The 17,490-nt window shown below is 54.9% G+C and carries 31 protein-coding genes; 12 read left to right on the top strand and 19 right to left on the bottom strand.

Going from position 1 to position 17,490, the window contains the following annotated elements:
* Positions 1-60 precede the first annotated feature (60 nt).
* The 7 genes from RHSP_RS19030 to RHSP_RS19000 form a co-directional block, all read right to left on the bottom strand.
* Positions 61-552 carry a hypothetical protein gene (locus RHSP_RS19030; protein ID WP_157385388.1) on the bottom strand — a complete coding sequence of 164 codons (492 nt, stop codon included), beginning with the start codon at positions 550-552 and terminating at the stop codon, positions 61-63.
* Between the two features lie 552 nt (positions 553-1,104).
* A complete protein-coding gene (locus RHSP_RS19025) occupies positions 1,105-1,782 on the bottom strand; it encodes a hypothetical protein (protein WP_004121183.1) in 678 nt (225 codons plus the stop codon).
* On the bottom strand, positions 1,779-2,219 hold the full coding sequence (locus RHSP_RS19020) for a hypothetical protein (RefSeq protein ID WP_037153012.1): 441 nt from the start codon (positions 2,217-2,219) through the stop codon (positions 1,779-1,781). The genes RHSP_RS19025 and RHSP_RS19020 overlap by 4 nt, the downstream gene beginning before the upstream one ends.
* The gene (locus tag RHSP_RS19015) at positions 2,216-2,749 is read right to left on the bottom strand and encodes a DUF1643 domain-containing protein (RefSeq protein ID WP_004121178.1); all 534 of its coding nucleotides are present in this window, start codon (positions 2,747-2,749) and stop codon (positions 2,216-2,218) included. Before RHSP_RS19015 ends, RHSP_RS19020 begins: the two co-directional genes overlap by 4 nt.
* A 319-nt stretch (positions 2,750-3,068) precedes the next feature.
* Positions 3,069-3,836, bottom strand: coding sequence for a hypothetical protein (locus RHSP_RS34775; protein WP_157385387.1), 768 nt, complete (start codon positions 3,834-3,836; stop codon positions 3,069-3,071).
* Positions 3,833-4,093, bottom strand: a complete 261-nt coding sequence (locus RHSP_RS19005) for a hypothetical protein (RefSeq protein WP_004121176.1) — start codon at positions 4,091-4,093, stop codon at positions 3,833-3,835. The genes RHSP_RS34775 and RHSP_RS19005 overlap by 4 nt, the downstream gene beginning before the upstream one ends.
* Positions 4,090-5,556 (bottom strand): DnaB-like helicase C-terminal domain-containing protein, encoded by a 1,467-nt coding sequence (locus RHSP_RS19000; RefSeq protein WP_004121174.1) that lies wholly within the window; start codon positions 5,554-5,556, stop codon positions 4,090-4,092. The genes RHSP_RS19005 and RHSP_RS19000 overlap by 4 nt, the downstream gene beginning before the upstream one ends.
* Before the next feature lie 59 nt (positions 5,557-5,615).
* Between RHSP_RS19000 and RHSP_RS34770 the strand changes: the two genes are divergently transcribed.
* Positions 5,616-5,939 (top strand): hypothetical protein, encoded by a 324-nt coding sequence (locus tag RHSP_RS34770; RefSeq protein WP_157385386.1) that lies wholly within the window; start codon positions 5,616-5,618, stop codon positions 5,937-5,939.
* 139 nt (positions 5,940-6,078) lie between these two features.
* Here the strand turns inward: RHSP_RS34770 and RHSP_RS36055 are convergent, their stop codons facing one another.
* From RHSP_RS36055 to RHSP_RS18930, 12 genes are all read right to left on the bottom strand, one after another.
* On the bottom strand, positions 6,079-6,408 hold the full coding sequence (locus RHSP_RS36055; protein WP_420820099.1) for an HNH endonuclease: 330 nt from the start codon (positions 6,406-6,408) through the stop codon (positions 6,079-6,081).
* Between the two features lie 197 nt (positions 6,409-6,605).
* A complete protein-coding gene (locus RHSP_RS18985) occupies positions 6,606-7,244 on the bottom strand; it encodes a RuvC family protein (protein ID WP_004121168.1) in 639 nt (212 codons plus the stop codon).
* Complete coding sequence (locus RHSP_RS18980) at positions 7,241-7,960, bottom strand: GcrA family cell cycle regulator (protein WP_004121165.1); 720 nt, start codon at positions 7,958-7,960, stop codon at positions 7,241-7,243. Before RHSP_RS18980 ends, RHSP_RS18985 begins: the two co-directional genes overlap by 4 nt.
* Positions 7,957-8,166 carry a hypothetical protein gene (locus tag RHSP_RS18975; protein ID WP_037153002.1) on the bottom strand — a complete coding sequence of 70 codons (210 nt, stop codon included), beginning with the start codon at positions 8,164-8,166 and terminating at the stop codon, positions 7,957-7,959. The genes RHSP_RS18980 and RHSP_RS18975 overlap by 4 nt, the downstream gene beginning before the upstream one ends.
* 88 nt (positions 8,167-8,254) lie before the next feature.
* A complete protein-coding gene (locus tag RHSP_RS18970; protein WP_240535467.1) occupies positions 8,255-8,707 on the bottom strand; it encodes a hypothetical protein in 453 nt (150 codons plus the stop codon).
* A gap of 169 nt (positions 8,708-8,876) precedes the next feature.
* On the bottom strand, positions 8,877-9,221 hold the full coding sequence (locus tag RHSP_RS18965; RefSeq protein ID WP_157385385.1) for a hypothetical protein: 345 nt from the start codon (positions 9,219-9,221) through the stop codon (positions 8,877-8,879).
* A 465-nt stretch (positions 9,222-9,686) separates the two neighbouring features.
* Complete coding sequence (locus RHSP_RS35855; protein ID WP_276307828.1) at positions 9,687-9,818, bottom strand: hypothetical protein; 132 nt, start codon at positions 9,816-9,818, stop codon at positions 9,687-9,689.
* Between the two features lie 136 nt (positions 9,819-9,954).
* Positions 9,955-10,152: a hypothetical protein gene (locus RHSP_RS18955; protein WP_037152997.1), complete on the bottom strand. Its 198-nt coding sequence runs from the start codon at positions 10,150-10,152 to the stop codon at positions 9,955-9,957.
* Entirely contained in the window at positions 10,149-10,604 is a 456-nt protein-coding gene (locus RHSP_RS18950; RefSeq protein WP_037152995.1) for a hypothetical protein, read from the bottom strand. The genes RHSP_RS18955 and RHSP_RS18950 overlap by 4 nt, the downstream gene beginning before the upstream one ends.
* A gap of 3 nt (positions 10,605-10,607) precedes the next feature.
* Positions 10,608-11,069, bottom strand: a complete 462-nt coding sequence (locus tag RHSP_RS33140) for a hypothetical protein (RefSeq protein ID WP_167332661.1) — start codon at positions 11,067-11,069, stop codon at positions 10,608-10,610.
* A 196-nt stretch (positions 11,070-11,265) separates the two neighbouring features.
* Positions 11,266-11,775, bottom strand: coding sequence for a hypothetical protein (locus RHSP_RS18935; protein ID WP_004121152.1), 510 nt, complete (start codon positions 11,773-11,775; stop codon positions 11,266-11,268).
* Positions 11,772-12,008 carry a carph-isopro domain-containing protein gene (locus RHSP_RS18930; RefSeq protein WP_004121149.1) on the bottom strand — a complete coding sequence of 79 codons (237 nt, stop codon included), beginning with the start codon at positions 12,006-12,008 and terminating at the stop codon, positions 11,772-11,774. Before RHSP_RS18930 ends, RHSP_RS18935 begins: the two co-directional genes overlap by 4 nt.
* 95 nt (positions 12,009-12,103) lie before the next feature.
* On the opposite strand from RHSP_RS18930, the gene RHSP_RS18925 reads away from it, so the two are divergent.
* The 11 genes from RHSP_RS18925 to RHSP_RS18875 all read left to right on the top strand — a co-directional run bounded on the left by RHSP_RS18925 (position 12,104) and on the right by RHSP_RS18875 (position 17,202).
* Complete coding sequence (locus RHSP_RS18925) at positions 12,104-12,904, top strand: LexA family transcriptional regulator (RefSeq protein ID WP_051074107.1); 801 nt, start codon at positions 12,104-12,106, stop codon at positions 12,902-12,904.
* Complete coding sequence (locus tag RHSP_RS34765; protein WP_004121143.1) at positions 12,904-13,362, top strand: DUF2441 domain-containing protein; 459 nt, start codon at positions 12,904-12,906, stop codon at positions 13,360-13,362. Before RHSP_RS18925 ends, RHSP_RS34765 begins: the two co-directional genes overlap by 1 nt.
* 723 nt (positions 13,363-14,085) lie before the next feature.
* Positions 14,086-14,337: a hypothetical protein gene (locus RHSP_RS18920; RefSeq protein ID WP_004121141.1), complete on the top strand. Its 252-nt coding sequence runs from the start codon at positions 14,086-14,088 to the stop codon at positions 14,335-14,337.
* On the top strand, positions 14,334-14,528 hold the full coding sequence (locus RHSP_RS18915; protein WP_037152991.1) for a hypothetical protein: 195 nt from the start codon (positions 14,334-14,336) through the stop codon (positions 14,526-14,528). Before RHSP_RS18920 ends, RHSP_RS18915 begins: the two co-directional genes overlap by 4 nt.
* A gap of 432 nt (positions 14,529-14,960) precedes the next feature.
* Positions 14,961-15,434 carry a hypothetical protein gene (locus RHSP_RS18905; RefSeq protein ID WP_004121138.1) on the top strand — a complete coding sequence of 158 codons (474 nt, stop codon included), beginning with the start codon at positions 14,961-14,963 and terminating at the stop codon, positions 15,432-15,434.
* Positions 15,435-15,479: 45 nt separating this feature from the next.
* Positions 15,480-15,902, top strand: coding sequence for a PIN domain-containing protein (locus RHSP_RS18900; protein ID WP_004121137.1), 423 nt, complete (start codon positions 15,480-15,482; stop codon positions 15,900-15,902).
* A 41-nt stretch (positions 15,903-15,943) separates the two neighbouring features.
* Positions 15,944-16,222 (top strand): hypothetical protein, encoded by a 279-nt coding sequence (locus RHSP_RS18895; RefSeq protein WP_004121136.1) that lies wholly within the window; start codon positions 15,944-15,946, stop codon positions 16,220-16,222.
* Positions 16,222-16,473: a hypothetical protein gene (locus RHSP_RS18890; protein WP_004121135.1), complete on the top strand. Its 252-nt coding sequence runs from the start codon at positions 16,222-16,224 to the stop codon at positions 16,471-16,473. Before RHSP_RS18895 ends, RHSP_RS18890 begins: the two co-directional genes overlap by 1 nt.
* Positions 16,474-16,479: 6 nt before the next feature.
* Positions 16,480-16,689, top strand: coding sequence for a hypothetical protein (locus tag RHSP_RS18885; protein ID WP_037152983.1), 210 nt, complete (start codon positions 16,480-16,482; stop codon positions 16,687-16,689).
* On the top strand, positions 16,682-16,996 hold the full coding sequence (locus tag RHSP_RS18880; protein ID WP_004121134.1) for a hypothetical protein: 315 nt from the start codon (positions 16,682-16,684) through the stop codon (positions 16,994-16,996). The genes RHSP_RS18885 and RHSP_RS18880 overlap by 8 nt, the downstream gene beginning before the upstream one ends.
* Entirely contained in the window at positions 16,993-17,202 is a 210-nt protein-coding gene (locus tag RHSP_RS18875) for a hypothetical protein (protein ID WP_037152981.1), read from the top strand. Before RHSP_RS18880 ends, RHSP_RS18875 begins: the two co-directional genes overlap by 4 nt.
* Positions 17,203-17,490 lie beyond the last annotated feature (288 nt).

Below are 17,490 nucleotides of genomic sequence, written 5' to 3'. Positions count from 1 at the left end.
TTGCTGCGACATTCGAAATGAAAGAGCCAGACCAACAGCTATGCCGATCGGGCTGCGAAATTAGAAACAATGGCGCTGGTCATTGAGCTTTGCTCGAACCATCGCGCAGCACAGCGCCAATGCATCGGTCTCGCCAGATCCGACATATTCGGTACCGTCGAGATCAGAGATATCCCAAGAGATGCCGTTGCAGCCATTGACGAAGGCCTGTCGCGTCCAGTCGCCCTTGTCTTGGCCGAACTCTTCGTCGAAGAGCTTCACCGCTGCCTCGAAGTTTCGCGTCCAGCCTGATCGAATATCGCGCTCGAAAAGCTCCTGCATGGCCTTCTCAAGCTGATACGCGCCCTTTTCCGCATGGGCTATTGTCAGGGCTAGATTATATGGCTCAAGGTCCCACGCTTCAAAGGCCATTGGGATCTCCTGTCCTCTGGTGAGGAATTGGTCGGGAAGGCGATCGCTGGGCCGCTTGAGATGTTCGGTTGACACTACGGCTGCTAACCCAGAGCAGCACCGAACATCATCGCCTTTTCGATCTTGCTCGGCTTTGCCCATCGCTTGTTCCGTGCTCACAGCGGGCTCACTGCTCTGCATCAAACGCTATAAGCCGATCTCGTTGCCTTTCGGCGAATTGTTATCCAGCATCTGCCCGCTTTAGGGGCCGTCGCCCCACGGTTGAAGACATGCCTTCGAAGCGCTAGCAGCAGTGACATGTCCCAGCAGATTTGACCAGCGGCTGGATCTCGTTGAGGCGACAAGAATTGGCGGGACGTCATATCCGAATGTAGTCTCGCCGGCATTCGCCTCGAATTAACACGAAAGAACCGACATGTTCGAATTATCGGCTTTCGTTAACATGGCTCTGGAAGGATCTGCAATCCAGCTATGGCTTCGGTTCTGAGCCGCAAACCCTTCACCTTCCAGATTTCGAAGCGAGACGGCGCTCCCGAATTGAACGGGCCCTGCTCCATCGCCGTTGAGCTATCGCTTTCGCGCCGTCGAGATGCAACCACTTACACCTTACGCCGTCTCGCTTTTCGTCGCTCGGAACCTAAGCTCCGAGCCGAGGATGATCCCGGTGGCCAGACCGGGTATTGCCTCATATCTCTATGCCGCTTGGCGTCTGCGAAGCTCTGAGCGACGTTGTGCCTCAGCCTTCCGCATATCTCGCCAGTTGAAAACGGTTCCCTCTTTGCAGAAAACCGTATCCGCATCTCGCTCTACAAACCGATCTCTTCGGTTCGGCGCGTCGGCTGCGATGTTATCTGAAATATGCTCGAAAACAGGGCCAACAGGCAACACCCCAAATCCGTCAGTTTCAGTATTGGGTGAAGTGCCCCGAATAAGATACTGTTCAATAACAACAATCGCCCGATCTTTGCGACGGGAGCCGGTCATCTCGTGGATGCCTTCGGAGCGACACCACTTACTAAATTCCTTGCCGCCAGCCTTGGCAATAGCCCAATGGAAGAGCGCGCGCCGGTTTCCCTCATCCGCCACAAGCTTGATTAGTTCGTTCGCCTGTTCCCAAATAGCGATGTCCTCGGTCTTGAGCCGCTGGTTATCCTCATCGAAGAATTTCCCGAACCACTCTTCAATGGGGTCGTCGTTGGGCTGCAGTTGGCAACTCAGCTCATTGCGACGGATCCAGAGGCGCATGTCGGCTTGACTATGGGTGAAGGGAACCCATGACCCTTTGAGCCGCGCCGGTCGAGCTTGGATAGGCAACCGACGATCTACGATAGCCGCCTTGATGAATAGAGTTGCGATTTCGATCTTGTTCATGCTGCCGCTCTCCTGCGATCGTCAAATAAATCGCCCTGTCCTGCGTTCGGGCCGAACCTACGCACTATCCGTTCTGCAATCATACCCACCAAGGCAAACCGCTGATGGGGAAGGCTTTTGGCAACCACCTGCAGTTCAGCCACAGGAGCCGCGTCAAAGCATTCCAGCCATTCTGTGGTCTGATGCTCCACAATGCCCCTAAACGCGTCCACAAGGTCGCTAACGGCGTGGAGAAGGTATTTGTCGATATATCCCTGATTGTTCTCAGTCTCAGCGACGGTGGACAGCACCATTCGGAAATGGCCCTCCCCCTTCGCCCTCAGGATCTTGTCCATCGTGAAAACAGCGCGCGTCTCTCTGATGCCCGGATAAGACCGCCCATCGACGATCTTGAGGCCATATTCCTCGCAAAGAGCAGAGACGCGCGGGTCGATCATACGCCAGCAGCTCTCCACATGATCGGCATCTGGTCCCGAGGGATACGATGCTTGCCACGTGCCATGGGATGCTTTGGTTGACCTGACAGCGTTGTGCCGAGGCAGATGAGATCAACCTTACAATCCCTGGATAGGGCCGTGAAGTAGGTATGGTAGCCGCCGACCTGACCGTCATTGCCCCACGCGGCCAAAAGCTTCCCGCCATTAGCTGCAGCATAGTTGACGGCAGCCTTAATGTAATTATCGTTGTCCGGTCCGAATGCCTTTTTGCCTTGGGCAAACATCTCTTTCGGCGATGGAGACCGGAAAGCATAGAAATTAACGATGAGCAGACCACCATAGCCCCAGAGCCGGGCAAAGTGGATCAAGGCCAATAAGGTCGGATCTTCCTTGTCTTGATCGGCCCAGCTTGGATTCAGCATGCACACGACAAGCAAGGGAAGATCATCGTTCCATATCCGACGAAGCTCATAGCGATATAGCTCGCATAGTGAGATAATCGCTGACCGGCGCATGAACAGATCGCTCATATCTTCGCCCTCGGCTTAATTCTCTCCCTTATGGGCCAACCATGCTTCTGGCGAAGCGCTCTGACCGTGCGAGCCCCGATATGAAACGTCTCGCAGATCCGCTCAACCGGTACGCCAGATTCATAGTCCCGTCTGATTTGAGCGAGCTTTAACGGCCCGACTGCCGGACGGTCACCGTGGCGTTGAGGCTTGAGGGTTACGATGACCAAGTCATCCTTTGGCCGAACGACCTTGCATTCGGTTATGCCGCCCTTGGGATTGCGGACACGCTGGGCTACTTCCTGGTATCTGGCTTTGAGGATCGCTTCGATATGCATGATCAAGCCCCTGGATACATGATGGAGGGCTGTAGACGGCGCACATTACCGCGAGTTGGGCCAGCCAGAAGGCTTGCGATGGCGTCTGTCTGCCGATAGGCGCACGTCGGGCAATTGAGACCAGTGGAGGTTGCTAGACCCGAAACATAGCACTCCTTGAACGCTTCACGATGACCTTCCAACCCGCAATCGTCACAACGCCATCGCATACGTTCCCTTCTTGGTGCAGTCGGCGGCCTAATGGGACGAACTTCACCGAACATCGCATCGTCATCGGCTTCGCCTGCTAATGAATGCAGGTGAGCGGCGACGGAGGCAGGCATGTTCTTCAGCCAGACAGCATCGCACCAAGTTTTGTCTCGGCATCTGCTCCCAATGAAGCGGTTTAACTTTTCACGTGGAAGGCAATAGCGTTCTTTGAAAAGAACCCATTCTTTCTCTCCTAGGTGCCGGTTCAACTCATCAACGACGGATGTCCCGAAAAGAGCCCTCATGACTTCATCCGACGCGATATCATCGAGATTATATCCAGACCACGAATACTTGGGGTCCATGGTCCATTTCGAACCAGAGTGGCCATGAGAGCCCGAGCCGTGGCCGGCGATCAGGGAGTGAACCTCGTGAAAGCGATCACCATTCGCGTCGAGCCATGCGAGGCGGAAGCCGCCCACGTTGAGCGAAAAACTATTGTGCCGCCCTCCATATCGGGTCTTCGATGAGGACATTGTAACTGTCATGGGCAGCAGAACTCTGGAATCAATGCCACTCACGCCGCCTTCTCCTTCTTGAAATGCCTTTCGGCTTCTATTTTTGCCGCTGGAATGATCTCGCCAGATCGAACAAAAGAGCCGTTGATATAAGCAACCATGGCATCACCGGCCGCAGCCTTTGCTTCAGCGCGAGTTGGGAAGACGATAGGCAGTCCCTTTTCGCCCTTTACGATTTCATTGTCGGCGCGGTGAACTTTTCGAAACCAACCGAGGAATCCGCCAGGGACAGGCATTGAGCCGATTGCGAACTGGTTCATCCGAAGAACCCCCGTTCATTGAACTGCTGCTTGAAGGGAGGTCCGAAGCTGGTTGTCGCGCCGGTCCAAGGGATATCGCGACGCCGCGGGAATTCATTCTCGCGAGAGAGGGCCAGGATCAGTTCGGCTTTGCCGGTGATCTCATTCATAGCCGCTTCCCAGATCGCATAGTCTTCGGTGCCCTGCTCAGGCTCCATGGCGGCTACGATGGGTCGAGCCTGAAAGACGATGACGGCATGATCCGCATCTTTATCGATATTGCCGAGAAGGCTCTTGTAAGTCGGCCGGCGGCGCATGGCGGAATAGAGACGTTCCCGATAGCTCATGCGCCCAAAGCTCTCCTGAAAGCCTGTCGTCTTGTTGACGTGGGTTAGAGCGACGATCGGGATGCCATGCTTCATGGCCAAGTCTTTAAGGGTAGACGTCGCCCGATTGGCCTTCTTGAAGTCGTCGGCATCCTCCATCTTTCCGGTCCACAACAGCTTTAAGATGTGGTCAACGACATACCCCTCGATTCCGTATTCCCCCTTGAGACGCTTGATGCGCTCGTCCAACTGGTCGAGGGTGCGACGCTGGCAATCGATGTCGATGAATTTCAGGCCCTTCATGTCAGCGCCAGCCTTCACCAACTCCTGCATCTCGCGTTCGCTGATTTGGCCTGCCTTCTGTCGCTTAGCGGATATCCCGGTGCGCCGAGCCTTCTCGCGAAGGATAATCTGGGCTCGGGGCATCTCCCCACTATTGCCGGCGATTGGGTGATTTTCAGCGATATTAAAGAAGGACTGCCAAGCCAGAGCCGATTTACCCTGCTTCACGTCACCGCCAAGGATGATGAGATTGCCGGGTTGCCATAGGCCGGTGAGCGACGTCAGTTCCTCAATGCCTGGATCAATGCCGGTCAGATCACGACCACTCATCGCGTCTGCTGTGGAATCTAGCGTCGCATCGATGGCATCACGGAAGTTCTCAGTCGGTGCGTTGCGTTCCTGAATTGACGCCACGATCGCGGTCAGTCTCTCCCGGCAGTCAGTGATACGATCAACGAAATCAAGCTCGTCTTGGGCGCTCGCCCCAGCCAGATAGGCCTCATCGGCAATCGTCATGGCCTCACGGCGGTTGTAATAGCCAGTGATTGCATCGGCGAAATCTGGAACGTTGACGACGTTTACCGCTTCCGTGACCAGTCGGGAAAGGTATTGAGCGACCGTCATGTCACCGACCTTAGACGTGGCAACATCTGGAGCCATGAAGGATCGGACCGTGACAGGGTTCATGCTCTTTTTGGCCTGTCGGCCGGCAATCATTGCCTCAAAGATCTGTCGGTGAATCCGCTCATAAAAGTGATCTGGATCGAATGCCGGCGGGATTTTGTCCATCGCTGCATTGTTCATGAGGATGGCGCCCAAGAGGGCCTGTTCAGCCTCAATATTGGCGGGCAATGGGTCTCTGGTGTGAGCGTTCATGCGGCCACCGCCTCTCTGGCGAAGAACCGCGGGCCGCCGCTGTGCTGAACATGGAACCGATGCCACGCAGCGTTGTCTTTGCCGGTGAACTGAGAATCCTCAATCCACTTCACGCGGCCAACGGAAACGATATGGCTGCACTGGTCTATGAAGGGGATGGCTTGGCGCGTGTGTGCCCAGTCAGCGTCGAAGAGCAACCAAGTTGGCGCGATCTGCTGGAAGCGAAGTATCATCGGGTGGAGGATTTCTCGTGTCCAAGGGGGATTCTCAATTATAGCATCGGCCTGAACGTCATCGATATCCAGCGCGTCAAACTCAAGGACATCGGCACGCAGAGGGGCTATGTCACTCATGCCGACGCATTTGAGTCCGTGCTTGACTAGATGGTCAACGAGTGCGCCGTCCCCAGCGCATGGCGCATAGAAGGTCTTGACCCCGTGTAGGTGCCTCAAGAGCGGCATTACCGCGCTTTCCGGAGTACGGTAAAAGTCATTTTTACGGCGGACAAAGTGATTAGCTCGCTTAGACATGTTTCCACGTGTGCCTTCTCACTACTTTTTTGATGGTCGACGCTGGCGTGTTGTAGCGACTAGAAAGCGCCTCGTATGAAGCGCCGCCCGCTGCGTCCGATCTGATATCCAGGACGATCTCGACGGATAGCTTCGCTCCGCCCATCCGCATTTCCCAAGTCCCATGCGCCCTTTTGTCTTCTTCGTTCTCGGCCTGCGTTGCCCACCGGACATGATTTGGGTTGACGCAGCTATTGTTGCCACATCGGTGAGCGGCTTGAGCATCAGGGAATGACGGAACGCCGTGCGCCTTTTCACATACGACCCTATGGGCGAGATGCATCCCATCGTGCAATCCGACTTGGCCATACCCGTTATCCATACGGTAATACGGCCACTCAATGCACTCTTTGGCGTCTGTTAGGATCACCTCATTAATAAAAGTGATGCCCTTCCCAGAGCCCCGGTTGCTGCGACCGACCGAGGCCGGCGTGTGATAGGCGTCGTTCTTACGGCGTTCGAATTGGCTCCTCTTCCCCATTACGCAGCGCTCCTCTTCCGTTCGAATGCCCCGCTGCGGAGTTCCATGAACCTTTGTTGCATCCATCGGAGTTCGGGGATGGCGCAATTGTGCCAGCAGGTGCAAATGCCGATGGCCTCGGCTGCGTCGCGCTGTTCGGCCTTGGTGGGAGGAAGGGCGATGTTCTCTCGCTGGGCATACTCTATGGCCAAGTCCTTCCAATCCTTGCCAGGAGCTGGCTTTACCCCTTTGCCAAAGTAGACTGGACGCCATGAGACAGCGGCTATGGTCCCGAACGGAATATTCTTGATCTGGCAGATGCCAGCGACCGCCCCAAAGATGCCCGTAAGTTGGAGGGCAGCGGGATTGATGGTCGAAACCATCTCCTCATTGCCGGTTAGATCTGCTTTGCCCTTCTTTTTGAACTGGCGAACGCCATGCTCGGGTCGCTCTATGGCGACAAAATCCGGCTGGTATTCCTTCACCAGCCGATAGAAGAGATTGGCGGCTACAGGGTATTTCGATTCCCAAAGCAGCTTGTCGCCGTGGTTGTTTTCAGCGACGGAGAATGTCCCGCAGACGATTGAAGAACGGTGCTTCTCGCTGTTTCTGACACTCCAGCCTGATCGTGTCGCAAGGTCTAGCCCCATCACAATCATTTCCGCCCTCCGATCCCATTGAGAGCGTTGCGTTCGGACGTGGTGCCGCGGCCACGAGCAATCATGGCGTGAGCGGCACAATATGAGCCGTGGGTGCGATTAGCACCGCAGAAGGGAGTATTAGCGCCCTTCGGGCTTTCATCGCAGGTAATGGGCCATCTGCAGTGCTTTTCCGTCAGATCAAGCAAGCGGACGGGACTGGCGCCAGGCAAAGCGAACACAGCGGTATTATAGCCGTGATGAGGCAACGGAGGAGGTTCTGCCGGCAAGCCCTGCGCATGACGTTCGCGCTTAGCCCGCTGCAGCCCTACTCGATCAACGATGCCTCTGTTTCCTGTGCCCCTGAGGTCCCTGCACGGGAACATGTCTCGGTTGGCATGTGCCTTCTTCTGAACGGCATTGGAGGATTTCCCGATCGTCGCGCCGATTTCTTCAGTCGTGAGGTTCCGGTTCCAAAGATCAATCGCGGTCTGCAGTTGCTCTTCAGTCCAAGTGGATTTCCCGTTGAGCGTGGGAGCATTAATCTGCACATAAGCAGATTTTCCAGCTCCACCACGCTTCGGAAACATATTGCGATTGCGTGTCATCAAGCCGGAAATGGAGCCGAGTTGGACATTAAGGCGAGCTGCGATCTGGGCTACAGATAAGCCGTCAGCCCAAAGTTTGCTGGCCCTTTCCTTGGCCTCGACAGTCCAATTGGAATAATTGATGGTCATTGTGCGGCCCTCCGGATCGGGCGGCCGCGACGACGTGTTTGATAGCTCGCGACATCTACGCCTTGGAGAACATCTCGCGTCAGACCACCAGATACGATCTTGTCAATGATTGCCTTGCCGAGAGCTGTTGCATTCACGCCATAGAAGGCGGCTTCGCTCTCTAATATTTCCTCGGCTTTCGCCTGGATTCGAATGTTCAAGCTCATGATGCCCTCGGGAAGAGAAATGCCGCATTCGCGCGGCTAGTTGGGCGGCTCAAGCCTTGGGAGGAGAGCGAGCCGCCTGGGGGAGCGGTCAATCTTCGTCGTCGTCTGCCGGTGGCGCTTCCTTGTCCTCGTTCGCCTCGATACGGGCGAGAAGATCGGGAATCTTCGTCTCGTATTCCTTTCGGCCCTCGTCATACGATGTGAGCCACCAGTGATCTTCATCGGTACCGGCCATATGGCCAGAGACGCGATCATTGCCGAGAAGGCCGGCCTGAAAGCCCGAGGCGCGAATAAGTGGTTCGCCGGTAACGCGCTCACCTTGGGAAAGAAGATCGCCGCCTGTGGTCTTGGGAATAAGGCCCATCCACTCAAGGTTCTGGCGCTCGCTGTAGAGCTTATCGACCACCTTTTGCTTGTCGTCGGCGATGACGCTTTTCAGGTAGTGATCGAGCTTGGCCGATGAGATGCCATGAGCATTGGCATTCTTGCGGTTTGCCTTCTTGTCGCCGGCGATACGCTTCGCCTCAAAATGCGATGCCAAATCCTTCCGGTGGTAATAAGCCACAAGGAGTCTGAAATCATTTTCTGCTTTGCTGCTGTTATCACCGGCTAGTGCCATCATGCTTCACCTTCTTTCGGAAAAGTGGTCGGAAAAATCCGAAGGTTTAGAACAAAGAAAAAGGCGCCTGCGCGAGGCGCCCTATTTCAGCTCAGGTGCGATCCAGAGCGCGAATGAACGCGCGGAACCCATCAACCAGCGGGCGATAGAAATCCGCCTCCGGGCCATCCAGGAGAGCGTCTGCTTTTGCGATGAGTTCATCGATGGTTCGGACTTCGATGCGGCCATATTTGACTCCTGATGCTTCCTCGATTGCCCGCAATTCGTCTGCATCGATCGATACGCGCGGGGCGGCGTACCAAACGTCTTTGGTGCGGGAGAAGGACCAGTTCATCCGACGTGCCGCCAAGCGGATGCGATCTTTCACATTATGGCCGTCAGCCTTGGGTGCGACGTACCGTTGAAGAGCTTGCGCTGCGAAATCGACGCTAGACATTTCGGATTTTCCCAACTGTTTTTCGGACATTTTCGATTTTCCCTGTGCGACTAATCCGTTGTCGCGACAGAGTGGTTTGGAAAGAACTCAGCCGCCCGCTTCTGCCCGCGACTGGTAATGAGGATCACCGCCTGGAAAACGGTGAGATATGTATGGATCACGAAGACGAAGCATTGCGCTGCGCTCGCTGGATACTTGCTCAAGCGCTCTTGCTTCGGTGATTCCGAGAATTTTCGAGATGGCCAATGTATCGTGACCGGCACGGGAAAGGCCGAGGGCAGTCATGGGCAGGCGATATAGTAGGCTCATTTCGAATCATCCCGATGAGGATTGCGAGCATCACCTTCGACAGCACCGGCATTGTCGGTTTCGTCGGGTCGGTTCTTTCGGACGACAGTCCAGACAAACATGATGAAACAGCAGACAGCGCCGACGGTGCCTATTGGAAGAAAGCCATTGAGGAAATCAGTCATTGCGGCGGCACTCTTGCTGAGAGATGCGACCCGACAGAACACACGGTGCAATCGCGAAAGTCGTGCAGACCGTGAAGCCAATGGTGATGAAGGTGAAGAGGATGAATTGGCCGAGGGTGATCATATTCACCACCTCGCTTCAACAAGTGACAGCGCGACCGCTAGGTTGAACCCAGACATGAAAAGACAGGCGTCATTGCTGAGCAACAACCATAAGAAGAACATCAGGACCGCTAGCATGAAGTTGATGACCATAATCATCATGACGCCTCCCCCGAAAACCTATTGGTCTCGACCCGTTGATGGCTGGTGCCCTCGACGGCTTTTTGTGCTTCGCATTGGGGTTCTGGAAACTCTTCGGCAAATAGCCGGCGGAAGTCCTCAAGCCAATCGTCACCGACGGGTGGGTTCACTTGCTGGCGCTGGATCTGACGTGCTGCGCATATGGCGGAGGTCATTGAGAATCCTCCGCATCAAGCGTTGCCTGTTTCTGGCGATGAGCTTCGATATCGGCATCAATCCACTTATCGAACGATCCCCATGCCTCGTGCGGCTTAACCTGCTGGAATTCCCAGCCGATGGACCATTCTGCCGGTTGCTCATGCGTCATCGGATAAAAGGACGAACAATGATCACGGAGATACTGATAACGAAGCGCGTCGTGACGGAGCTGTCGCACGCCGTTGGGCATGATCGAAAGACTTGTCTTGTCGTTCCAGCCAAGCTCCCGACGAATCTCGTAAAGCATGCTGGTTTCGCCAGCGGCCTTTTGCATCTTACGGAGAAGATCTACCTCGGCCTGCAGTTCGTCACGTTCCGCTTCAAGCGTTTCGATCACAGAACCGCGACGATCCATTTCAGCGACAATCTCGTCAAAGGAAGCTTGGCGATTTGCGGTAACTATCGTCATGACCTATTCCCCTCCGACATCGTCGATCAATGCGGGGCAGATGACCTTAGAAACATCTGCCCCGCGCTGGGCCGTATCCTTCTCGCTCTCCAGCGTTACAGGAGGAGAGGATTCGGCTTTGGGAATGATGGGAAGCGGCATCCAGCCTGTGGGCTCAAATCCATAAGACATTCCGCTCGTCCACCCGAGATCGTAATCCTTGGTCTTGCGATTGTATTTCGCCGCTCCCCACCAAGCGATTCTGATGCCATATTTCGTCGCGATGAGGATCTCGGTTCTGGTGCTCTTCGGAGCCGTCTCCATTGGCCGCCACCCGTCGCGTTCACGCTCGGAGAGAATCGCCCTCGCAATGACATCGACGCGTTCACAAAAGAGCGAACCAGTCATGTCTTCCGCGATATTCAACGCGTTTGCCGCAGCTTCGCGAATATCGGACGGAATATTGTCTTTGATGGAATCGGTCATCATGCCTTCACCACTTCCCTAGCCCAACGGTTCATCGCGTTCGTGAGAACCCGCATCTGCCCGACTGTTCTGGATGGACTCGGTTCCGCATCCCCATGGATGACGTACCCTCCACCAGAGCCTCGGGTGATCTTTGGGGCTGGTTTGTTGTGGTAGGCCTCGTAGGCGCGTTGGTACGCATGAATGGTCAGGTCGGTCACGGCTTCGCCCTCCACTCTTGCGGGAGTTTTGAAACGTTCGCGCGGGCCGTCTTTGGCCGCTGCTTTTTCGGGATTCGGTTCAGTTGAAAAACGAGCGTGTAAACGTCGCGAACCTTAGGGCTCTCCTGAACCAGATCGCCCCACAAGATGCGGGCGGCTCGCCAGTAATCCTCAATGCCATTCAGCTTGGATACCTTGACGCCATTCGATCCGAGAAAGGCACGAATGCTCGTCTCAGCCGCCGTCATGTCTCCAGCGCCACTCTTGGCCTTCCTGTTGGCCAACCCAGCCTTGATGAACAGCTCCAGTCGACCAAGCAGCTTTTGTCCGTTGTCCTCGGACATGTCGTTGAAGTCGAAGCCGCCGAATTTTGTCAGCTTCTCGTCATCAAGATCGGTAGCGACGGCGACCGCAGCCCAGTAGTGGGTCATGCCGTCGTCGTTCAGCTTTGCCCTCTGGAACTGAAGGCGTTTGGCGCAAAGAGGGAAACCGGAGACGTTGATCATACCACCGGTTCCGATTGCAAAAACATTTGCACGTCGAGTTCGACGGATAGCTCGCTGCGGGCCGCCTCGATGATGGGCATCCAATACCCCTGCGGAATCTTGCCGCGGTCCTTCCATCCTTGGACGGTCGAGACCGGGAAGACCTTCTCATCGGTCGAGAGAAGCTTTGCAGTCTTTGTCAGACCTCCAAGCTTGTTCATGATGATGTTTTCGGCTGGGCTGATCGGTGTCACTTTACGCGTCCATCGTTGTTGTTACGTATTCATACGCACATCGCGTAAATATGTCAACGTGGAAAACGTAAACGCCTTTTGCGTAATTCTACGTCATGAACGCAGAAGCTGATTCCGTAACTGCCAAATTCCGCGCTCTGCGCGAGCGAGCCGAAATGTCGATGGACGATCTGGCGCGAGCGATGGGATATTCCCGCGCCTCAAGTATCCAGCGCTACGAGGATCCGGTTCTCTATAAGAAGGAATTCCTTGCCCCGGAGCTTGTCCTGAAAATGGTCAAAGCGCTCGTTGGTAGAGGCGAGCCTCCGATATCAGCATCTGAGATTTGGGCACTGGCACGGCCAGAGGTCACCGATCCTGATTCGATGGACTTTGATGGTGATGCACGAACTGCGCCGAGGGTAGTTCCGAAGAACACTGATGAAGTGCGCGAGCTAGATGCTAGAGCCGGTGCTGGAGGTGGCGGAGTCTTTGACCTAATCAACGTGACCGATGATTATGGCAATCAGATTTCGGCGGAAGTGGTCAAGGATCATTGGCAAATCCCAACGTCCTTCCTTCGCGGCGAACTTCGTCTCGAAGCGACGAAGGCGGTGATGATCGAAATCACTGGCGATTCCGGATACGATCCATCAAATCCGAATGCTCCAGGTTCAGTGTTCCCCGGAGACCGCGTGATAGTCGATGCTAGGGATACGCGACCGAGCCCACCTGGACCTTTCTTGGTCTATGACGGGACTGGTTTCGTCGTGAAGCTTTGCGAACCGGTTCACGGCTCTGATCCTCCAACTATTCGCTTGGCGAGCAGAAATCCGATCTACACACCCTATCACATCACAATTGACGACGGGCATGTGATCGTCGGTCGAGTGGTTGGCCGGTTTACGAGGATGTAATGAAGATCTCCCCTCTTTATCATTGCGCACCTCTTCGCCTTGGAATTGGAAGCGTTATTGAAGTTGGTAACTGGGGAAGACTAATTCGGTCGATGTATCAAACTGGTCAGACCGATGGCACGTCGAAGATCGTCTTTGAGATGGCGTATGAGGCAATGCGTCTCGCGTGCAACCCAAGCGCGCCATCTCGCCTTAATTGCGTTTTCTGTTGCCCGACATTGGATGAGGCCAAGAAATATTGGGAAGCCAACGCGCGAGCAAATATAATCTACAAGGTTTGTCCAGTCGATCCGTCTTGCTCGATGCATGTAACTAGTTGGGCATTTTACGGTTTTGGCAATGGACTAAATTACACCGCCGCCGAACAACGGGTGCGAGCTTATTGGACCGAGACGCCTATTGATCAATTGGAAGTTCTTGTTGGTGGGTCAGTGCGCGTGGAAGAGGTTTTGTCTTAGGTAACAAAAGAGATAACCTAGGCATTAGGATGGTCCTGTGGAGACGCATCCTTTCTTGCTGGTGGCCCAGCCAAGCATCCATGAAGTCGATATCACCAGCAGATAGTTTTGTTTTCCCGGACCCTACCGGGCTGTGATTTGGCATCCTCCCGCTGGTCAAGCGGTGCAATCGGAACTCGCCAACAAGAAAGTTCGTCTCTCGACGGTCTCCACATTTGGTTCTGCTGTTATCCGGCAGCTTGCAAAGCTGTGTTTCCGGCGGGCCATCAACCCCGTCTGACTTCGCTCGGTGAGCCTGGCACCGATACCGCGTTGGGATTGATTTGCCGGATTGATCGGCGGCGCGGGACAATGCCCTGAAAAAACCGCTGCCCTTGCCCCTCCAAATACATCATCTTGGCGGGAACCTCCGATCAGACCCAAGATTTTGCGTTTTTCAGCGCCTCAGAGCAGCTTTTCCTATTCCATCAATTATTGTGATGTGTTAGGAATATTCTATCACGAATTCTGCTTTTTCTGCTCTGAGCGCCGGTCGGATCATCCCGCCGGCGCTTTTCTTTTATTCGCGTTACGCGCCTTACGCAACATTTTTACGTTCTATGCGTACGATTTTTGTTGCACTTTACGTTTTCTACGTATATCAATGTCCTCATCAACACAGCGCAACGCCTTCTCAGTCCAACGGCAAGAAGAAGCGGATGCGCAAGATGAGGGACAACGAAGATGGACATGTTCTCAGCATCGACGATCGGAAAGGAAGAACTCTTCCGCCGTCCTCGCATGAAGACGCTCCACTACGTGGCCGTCCTGTTTCCAAATGGTGAGACTGACTACTTCGACGGTTCGGATCTGACTCCGTACCGCGATGACGCCCTTGAATACACCGACATCGAAGAGGCTGAACTGGACTGCGCCATTCTAACGGCGCGGCGCTTCAATGCCTCTGTCGAAACCTTCCAGAGGTATTTCCAATGATGAACACGTTCCAGATTGAACATGCGATCGATGCAACCCATCGACTGAACCGGAAACTGATCGAAGCGATTTCGATGCCGGTCAACTCCCCTGATCGTCGGAACCGTCTCGCCTCTTGCCAGGATAATCTCGAGACGTTGGCGACGCTCATGGAGCGGGTGCTGGTCGAACAGCAACAGGATGTCGCCTGATCCGGTTTTCGCCAGCCTTCGGGCCTGATCTTTCACGACAATTCAAAACTGAGGGAACGAAGATGAAATCTAGACAAGTCGAACGCGCAGAATTCCGGGCTGAGGTTAAGCACGGCGCGAAGATCGCAAAACAGCAGGCTCGCGATAAAGCGCGTCAGTCCTTGCTTGAGCGACAGACAGCTCGCGAAAAGGCAGGAGTGTACGAGGGTCGTGGAGTGGCAGCTTCTGTCGCTAGTTCTCGTTCCCGCCTCAGCAGCCGAAAGGTCAAGAAGGGAACCGCCTTCGCCAGGATCATCACCAAGTTCGTCGAAGGTGGCCGCGAGTTTTCGCTCCATGCAACCAAGGGCTGGCGTTCGCATCGAGCCTGATCGTGTTCCGCATCCCGCACTCACCTGCGGGATTTGGAAAGTGATCGTAGTTGAGGAAACGGCGATGGGTAGAGAAGTTAGAAAAGTTCCGGAAAATTGGGATCATCCGCGCTACGCAGAGTGGAATGCTCCATTTCCTACGGCCGTTGGTCGGTTTATTCCGATGCATAACGGTGGCTATGAGCAGGCTGCGGCGGATTGGCTACAGAAGGCCAATGCGGAAGGCTTGGAAGAGGCAATCGACTATTACGGCGATGCTCCCAAGAAATCCGACTACATGCCTTCATGGCCGGAAGAGCAGCGCACTCACTTCATGATGTACGAAAGCACATCTGAAGGTACTCCCATCTCCCCGGCGTTCTCCACCCCAGAAGAATTGGCACGATGGCTTGCTGATACCGGAGCAAGCTCCTTCGCGGGCCATACGGCTAGCTACGAAGCTTGGCTTCGAATTGCAAACGGAGGTTACGCCCCGTCTGCCGTCATGACGTCTCACGGACTTTCCAGCGGCGTCGACGTTTTCGCAACAGAGAGCTGACAGCCGCAGCGGATCAACGCGCTACAGCGCTTGGAGGAATGGGAAATGGAAAATCGTATCGTAATTATCCTGCATGGCAATGAAGACATGGTGACGCTGGGCACGACAGCCCGGCTTTGCGACTACCAGTGGGTCTATTCTCCGCCCTCGGATGAGGAGCTTTCGAAGCGCTTCATCGCATTTCGCAAGCGGCTACAACGAGTTTCTGGCGTGAAAGAAATTCACATTGGCAAGCACGAGGTTCGCATTGAACGTTACGAGGCTTTCCTATGGAACGAGATAGTTCCAAACGTGGTGCCGATCTTGGCGCGATACGCTAAATTCTCTGATTTCGTCATCCGTCTTCGCGATGATCGCCCGACCGATAATTGGGATGAAGACGGTAATTCCACGTCACGGCGCTGCAATCCCGACATTGACCTCGGTATCCCTGATCTAAGGCCACTCAACCAGTCGCTGGCCGCCTAACCCACCCCCGAAACGGATGCTCTGACAGAGGACGAACGATCATGGCAGATGGCAAGACGATCGATGATGGCGGACCCGCTTTCGCTCGGCCCGGATTTTATGACTCTTCTGGTCCTTCTGGCATAGACTGCCATCCAGAAGATGGCATGAGCCTGCGCGACTGGTTCGCAGGTCAGGCATTGCCACAGTTCATCATGATCAATGAACATGTCACCGTTGGTCGCGATGATGTCACCTATGCTCAGGCGTTGGCTGTCACGGCATCGCAGTCTTATGCGATTGCTGACGCCATGATCGCCGCCCGTAAAGGCGGTGCGTGATGGGAAAGCGCAGCCATAAAGCAGCACCTTGGATGTGCGGTCAGTGCAAAACTGGCTTCGAAAGCGAGGGAGCTGTTCGCCACCACATCAAGGATGCCCATCCGGCAATTCAGGGCTGCGGCATTTTCCGCTGTGTCGGTCGTGTCGATGGGCCTGACTACGAACCCTCATTTGCAGATCGCGCTATCGAGGCTTCTTTGGCCCTGGCCATGGGCGAGCCCACCGATGACGCTTGGCTTCTTGGAGAGTAAACGGCCATGACCACCCGCGACACCCAAATCCAATACCTCGCTCCAATCGAAGGAACATGGTTCCTGATGGATGCGCAGATAACCGTCCTAGGCTTCAAACTTATAAAGGACGATATCCGTCACCAGCACCACGATATGCGGGAACGGAAGCTGGCTAAGGCGCGGCGGTCGTATTCTGTGGATGTCGCTGCGGTTCCGGAGATGCGCCATGTCTGAGGCAAAGCACACACTAGGACCGTGGCGGCTCAACAGCGTAGGGCCGATACGATTTATCATCGATGGGACAAAAGAAGGATGGGTAGTCGCAGATCTGAAGACCTACCATGGACGCCATACTGTCGAAGATATGGAAGCGAATGCCCATCTGATCGCCGCCGCTCCTGAGCTTTTGGATGCGTTGCAGCACCTTTCAGACGTTTACGAACATATCTGGGTGAAGATGTCGGACGGCGAAATGGCAATCGTTCGCGGCGCATGGGAAGTAGCTGCGGCAGCCATCGCCAAGGCGGAGGGCCGGTCATGACCGACATTCAAGCCCGATTGGCCGACATCAACGATAGAGCCCGGAAGGCCCAACAGAAGCGTGATCGCCAGTTCTGGTCGATCATCTCCCTAATCTGGATCGTCGCTATCGCAGCAGTGATCGTCACCTACTCCGTCCCAAGAGCGATGGAAGCTGATCACCTTTTGACCCTCGACCATCAGGAACAGGTCGCCTTGAGGCGCTGAGCCCATCCCAATCACCAGAATCTAATTTAGAGGAACCCATCAATATGTCTTGGAAGATTATCAAAACGCAGGCTGAACTTGATGCAGCGCTCGCCTTGGATGACGGCTGGCTAGATTTTCATGCCAGTTTCCGTTTTTCGCTGACGAAGGGGCGCTGGGTGATCCGGACGGCGGCTGATGTAAAGGCTTCCGTCGTGGCCAGGGAGAACTCTTCCGTCGAGGCCAGGGGGAACTCTTCCGTCGAGGCCTGGGAGAACTCTTCCGTCGAGGCCTGGGGGAACTCTTCCG

Source organism: Rhizobium freirei PRF 81 (genome assembly GCF_000359745.1).
In the GTDB taxonomy this organism is placed as follows: domain Bacteria; phylum Pseudomonadota; class Alphaproteobacteria; order Rhizobiales; family Rhizobiaceae; genus Rhizobium; species Rhizobium freirei.
This window is presented reverse-complemented; position numbering and strand designations above follow the sequence as displayed.

Excerpts from the sequence above, each read along its gene's own strand:
- RHSP_RS19030 (WP_157385388.1), bottom strand. The coding sequence starts at position 552 with ATGGGCAAAGCCGAGCAAGATCGAAAAGGCGATGATGTTCGGTGCTGC.
- RHSP_RS19025 (WP_004121183.1), bottom strand. The coding sequence starts at position 1,782 with ATGAACAAGATCGAAATCGCAACTCTATTCATCAAGGCGGCTATCGTA.
- RHSP_RS19020 (WP_037153012.1), bottom strand. The coding sequence starts at position 2,219 with ATGATCGACCCGCGCGTCTCTGCTCTTTGCGAGGAATATGGCCTCAAG.
- RHSP_RS19015 (WP_004121178.1), bottom strand. The coding sequence starts at position 2,749 with ATGAGCGATCTGTTCATGCGCCGGTCAGCGATTATCTCACTATGCGAG.
- RHSP_RS19005 (WP_004121176.1), bottom strand. The coding sequence starts at position 4,093 with ATGAACCAGTTCGCAATCGGCTCAATGCCTGTCCCTGGCGGATTCCTC.
- RHSP_RS19000 (WP_004121174.1), bottom strand. The coding sequence starts at position 5,556 with ATGAACGCTCACACCAGAGACCCATTGCCCGCCAATATTGAGGCTGAA.
- RHSP_RS34770 (WP_157385386.1), top strand. The coding sequence starts at position 5,616 with ATGCCACGCAGCGTTGTCTTTGCCGGTGAACTGAGAATCCTCAATCCA.
- RHSP_RS36055 (WP_420820099.1), bottom strand. The coding sequence starts at position 6,408 with ATGCATCTCGCCCATAGGGTCGTATGTGAAAAGGCGCACGGCGTTCCG.
- RHSP_RS18985 (WP_004121168.1), bottom strand. The coding sequence starts at position 7,244 with ATGATTGTGATGGGGCTAGACCTTGCGACACGATCAGGCTGGAGTGTC.
- RHSP_RS18980 (WP_004121165.1), bottom strand. The coding sequence starts at position 7,960 with ATGACCATCAATTATTCCAATTGGACTGTCGAGGCCAAGGAAAGGGCC.
- RHSP_RS18975 (WP_037153002.1), bottom strand. The coding sequence starts at position 8,166 with ATGAGCTTGAACATTCGAATCCAGGCGAAAGCCGAGGAAATATTAGAG.
- RHSP_RS18965 (WP_157385385.1), bottom strand. The coding sequence starts at position 9,221 with ATGTCTAGCGTCGATTTCGCAGCGCAAGCTCTTCAACGGTACGTCGCA.
- RHSP_RS35855 (WP_276307828.1), bottom strand. The coding sequence starts at position 9,818 with ATGATCACCCTCGGCCAATTCATCCTCTTCACCTTCATCACCATTGGC.
- RHSP_RS18955 (WP_037152997.1), bottom strand. The coding sequence starts at position 10,152 with ATGACCTCCGCCATATGCGCAGCACGTCAGATCCAGCGCCAGCAAGTG.
- RHSP_RS18950 (WP_037152995.1), bottom strand. The coding sequence starts at position 10,604 with ATGACGATAGTTACCGCAAATCGCCAAGCTTCCTTTGACGAGATTGTC.
- RHSP_RS33140 (WP_167332661.1), bottom strand. The coding sequence starts at position 11,069 with ATGACCGATTCCATCAAAGACAATATTCCGTCCGATATTCGCGAAGCT.
- RHSP_RS18935 (WP_004121152.1), bottom strand. The coding sequence starts at position 11,775 with ATGATCAACGTCTCCGGTTTCCCTCTTTGCGCCAAACGCCTTCAGTTC.
- RHSP_RS18925 (WP_051074107.1), top strand. The coding sequence starts at position 12,104 with ATGAACGCAGAAGCTGATTCCGTAACTGCCAAATTCCGCGCTCTGCGC.
- RHSP_RS34765 (WP_004121143.1), top strand. The coding sequence starts at position 12,904 with ATGAAGATCTCCCCTCTTTATCATTGCGCACCTCTTCGCCTTGGAATT.
- RHSP_RS18920 (WP_004121141.1), top strand. The coding sequence starts at position 14,086 with ATGGACATGTTCTCAGCATCGACGATCGGAAAGGAAGAACTCTTCCGC.
- RHSP_RS18915 (WP_037152991.1), top strand. The coding sequence starts at position 14,334 with ATGATGAACACGTTCCAGATTGAACATGCGATCGATGCAACCCATCGA.
- RHSP_RS18905 (WP_004121138.1), top strand. The coding sequence starts at position 14,961 with ATGGGTAGAGAAGTTAGAAAAGTTCCGGAAAATTGGGATCATCCGCGC.
- RHSP_RS18900 (WP_004121137.1), top strand. The coding sequence starts at position 15,480 with ATGGAAAATCGTATCGTAATTATCCTGCATGGCAATGAAGACATGGTG.
- RHSP_RS18895 (WP_004121136.1), top strand. The coding sequence starts at position 15,944 with ATGGCAGATGGCAAGACGATCGATGATGGCGGACCCGCTTTCGCTCGG.
- RHSP_RS18890 (WP_004121135.1), top strand. The coding sequence starts at position 16,222 with ATGGGAAAGCGCAGCCATAAAGCAGCACCTTGGATGTGCGGTCAGTGC.
- RHSP_RS18885 (WP_037152983.1), top strand. The coding sequence starts at position 16,480 with ATGACCACCCGCGACACCCAAATCCAATACCTCGCTCCAATCGAAGGA.
- RHSP_RS18880 (WP_004121134.1), top strand. The coding sequence starts at position 16,682 with ATGTCTGAGGCAAAGCACACACTAGGACCGTGGCGGCTCAACAGCGTA.
- RHSP_RS18875 (WP_037152981.1), top strand. The coding sequence starts at position 16,993 with ATGACCGACATTCAAGCCCGATTGGCCGACATCAACGATAGAGCCCGG.